The following is a 2,866-nucleotide window of genomic DNA, read 5'->3' as shown; positions in this document are numbered from 1 at the left end:
GTTCTCAACCGCGGCGAGCTGTTCGAGGAGTGCCGCGCCCGTCCGGTCGTCCGGCGGGTTGAGAACATCACCGCCGGGCACGTCGAGCCGGCTCAGTTCGATCAGCGTCCGTGACGCCGGGCAGAAGACGAGCACACCGGCCTGGGTCAGCGCGCCGTCCGGGCGCAGGACGCCGAGCCGCCGCAGCAGTTCGGCGTCCGACACCTCGGCGCTCTCGTCAGTATCGCCGCCGTCGCTCCCGGCGAGATAGCGGCGGGCCATGAGCAGGGCACCGGGAGCGATGTCCGCGATCGTCCGGCCGGTCGCCGCGGCCATCACGTCCAGCCCGGCCCGCTCCTGCCGGTGTAGCCACCACTCGGAGCGGTCCATCGGAACGCAGTGATCGCCGACCCGCCATCGGATCCTGCGGTCGGGATCCTCGACCGGTTCACGGGTCTCGGCTACATACAGGACGAGGATTCGTTCGCCTCGCAGGTGTCTGTGCTCGATGGCCGGGGCGATGTCGACGCGCTCGAAGATGCGGTGGCGGAGCCATTCGACGTCCAGCTCGGTGCCGGGAACCCGGCCGGTGTCGTCCACGCCGAGGATGAGAGCGCCCCCGCCGGGGGTGTTCGCCATGCAGGGGACCTCGCGTGCCAGTTGTTCCACCGCCTGCGGATTCTGGCGTTCACCGGGCAGGACGCCACCGTGGCGGCCGCGCCGGCCGGCCTCCTCCTTGAGGTCCACCTGCTCCCGCTCGTGCGGGCGTGGTAGCTGGCCTGACTCCAGCGCGGCAAGGATCTCGTCGACCTGTGTCCGCAGACGGGCACGCGTTTCCACAAGATCGCCATGTACGTCGAACAGTGACACGTTCGCGCCCCTCAGCGTCCAGTACTTGTTTAGGGAGATCATAAACAAATACTGAACGGCTCAGGCATCGTACGGGTACTGGTTTGCAAGATCGTCCAGGAACGATCATGAGATTGCCCGTGGGTTTCTGGTGGCTCTGCCGCCCGCGATCGCATACCGCCGGCCGGGCGGACGACCAGAGCATGGCGGATGACCGGAACATGGAGCAGGTGCGCGCGGCGGGCTGGCGACCTGACGAGGGGAGGATAATCGGATTCCGTGCAGCCAGATCTCGTGCAGCCAGATCTCGTGCGGACGGAATCGGCGCGGCTGGGGGTGGTCGCGAGGAGGTACGAGCCGTGGATGCGCCGTGCCCTGGAGATGGCGCGGGCGCTGCCGGACCCGGGGGCCGGCGACCCGCCCGTCGGAGCGGTGCTCTACGGCCCGGACGGGCGGGAGATCGCCGCCGCGCACCACGACCGGCAGCGGACGGCCGACCCGACCGCCCACGCGGAGATCACCGTGCTCCGGCGGGCTGGGCGCGCGCTCGGAACATGGAAACTCGACGGCTGCACCCTTGTGACCACGCTCGAGCCCGGCGTGATGGCGGCCGGCGCCGTTGTCCTCGCCCGGGTGCCCCGGCTGGTCATCGGCTCGTGGGACGAACGCGACGGCGCCGTCTGCTCCCAGTGGGATCTCGTGCGCGACCCGCGGCTGAACCACTTCGTCGAGGTCATCCCCGAAGTCCTCAAGGCCGAATGCGACGCGCTGCTCAGCCGCCGTCCCGACCCGCGCCAGGGCCCGCGCCAGCCACTTGGACGCGGCTGACCGGGTGGCCCGGCACTGCCAGCATGATGCGAGAACATACGAGCACAACAGATCACGACATGCCGGGGGATGCGACTGCTATGCCGAGGTCGCGGGCGGCGTCGAGAAGACGATGATCATAAGCCACCATGGCATGCAGGTCCGGGCCGAGGCTCGCGGCGGTAACCAGGTGGATCGCGTCAAGGCTGCGCAGCCGCGCAGGCGGATGCTGGCCGGCCCGGTCCAGCAGCGGATAGCCCAACCTGATCTGGTCGAGCTTCCGTAGAAGTGCTGTTGCGGTACCGGCTATGGCCTGAGCCTGGGGCCGGCTGACGTCAGGACGGTCGGTGATGCGGAGAACCGCACGCCGTAACTCGGTGCGAACCAGCGCGCTGCTGACGAACCTGCGCTCCGCGTGCCCGGCGAGCCAGATCCGTAGGCTCTCGCTCTCGGCAATGACGAGTTTCGTGAGGGCGCTGCTATCAAGATAGATCAGCGTTATCTCCACTCCTCGTCGCGCAGTGCGGCGAGCTCGTCCGACAACCGGATCCCGGTACCCGCGGTCACCGGTTCGATATCCAGGATGCCCTGGCTGCCGGGAGCGAGGTCGCCGGAATCGACGAGACGCTGGTGGCCCGAGACCGCTTCGTACGGTACGAGGATGGCGACCGCTCTTCCACGTTCGGTGACCTCCACCGCCTCTCCGGCTTTCACCCGGGTCAGCGCAGACGGGTGGGGATGCCGGCGACGACGTGCCAGACCTCGTCGGATTCGGCCGCGACCGCGGCGTTGATGCGGCCGAGGGCGTCGCGGAAGCGGCGTCCGAGCGCGGTCGCCGGCACGATCCCGGAGCCGGCCTCGTTGGTCACCGCGATCACGTGCCGGCGGGTGTCCCGCCAGGCGGCCACCAGCTCCCGGAGCCCGGCGGGCCATTCCCCGGCCGGGGGCTCCTCGCCCAGGTGGGCGGTTAGCCACAGGGTGAGGCAGTCGATCAGCAGCGGCGGGCCGTCCGCGCGCAGCAGCGGTGGCAGGTCGGCGGTCTCCAGCGTCGTCCAGTGCGCCGGCCGGCGGGTGCGGTGGGCGGCCACCCGCGCCGCCCAGTCGGCGTCGTCCGGCGGAACCGGGCCTGCCGTGGCCACGTAGAGCACCTCCGGCCAGGCGGCGAGCCGCCGCTCGGCTTCCGCGGACTTCCCCGACCGGGCACCCCCGGTGATCAGGACGCGGTAGGGCC

General features: G+C 70.3%; 5 protein-coding genes. 1 reads left to right on the top strand and 4 read right to left on the bottom strand.

The genetic code is table 11. The features are described 5' to 3' along the window. On the bottom strand, positions 1 to 891 hold an 891-nt coding region (locus NBW84_RS17545; RefSeq protein WP_250285814.1), incomplete at its 3' end, for an AlbA family DNA-binding domain-containing protein. 300 nt (positions 892 to 1,191) lie between these two features. Here NBW84_RS17545 and NBW84_RS17540 point away from each other — a divergent pair. Next, positions 1,192 to 1,656 carry a nucleoside deaminase gene (locus tag NBW84_RS17540; RefSeq protein WP_445548471.1) on the top strand — a complete coding sequence of 155 codons (465 nt, stop codon included), beginning with the start codon at positions 1,192 to 1,194 and terminating at the stop codon, positions 1,654 to 1,656. A gap of 52 nt (positions 1,657 to 1,708) precedes the next feature. Here the strand turns inward: NBW84_RS17540 and NBW84_RS17535 are convergent, their stop codons facing one another. The 3 genes from NBW84_RS17535 to cobU form a co-directional block, all read right to left on the bottom strand. Further along, positions 1,709 to 2,143, bottom strand: coding sequence for a type II toxin-antitoxin system VapC family toxin (locus NBW84_RS17535; protein ID WP_250285812.1), 435 nt, complete (start codon positions 2,141 to 2,143; stop codon positions 1,709 to 1,711). After that, complete coding sequence (locus NBW84_RS17530; RefSeq protein WP_250285811.1) at positions 2,134 to 2,331, bottom strand: hypothetical protein; 198 nt, start codon at positions 2,329 to 2,331, stop codon at positions 2,134 to 2,136. The genes NBW84_RS17535 and NBW84_RS17530 overlap by 10 nt, the downstream gene beginning before the upstream one ends. A gap of 23 nt (positions 2,332 to 2,354) precedes the next feature. Next, positions 2,355 to 2,866 (bottom strand): bifunctional adenosylcobinamide kinase/adenosylcobinamide-phosphate guanylyltransferase (gene cobU, locus NBW84_RS17525; RefSeq protein ID WP_250285810.1); only part of this gene is annotated, 512 nt, incomplete at its 5' end.

The organism is Protofrankia sp. CiP1_Cm_nod2 (assembly GCF_920664355.1).
Taxonomy (GTDB): Bacteria; Actinomycetota; Actinomycetes; order Frankiales; family Frankiaceae; genus Protofrankia.
The sequence above is the reverse complement of the archived record's forward strand: the minus strand, read 5'-3'. Positions and strand labels throughout refer to the sequence as shown.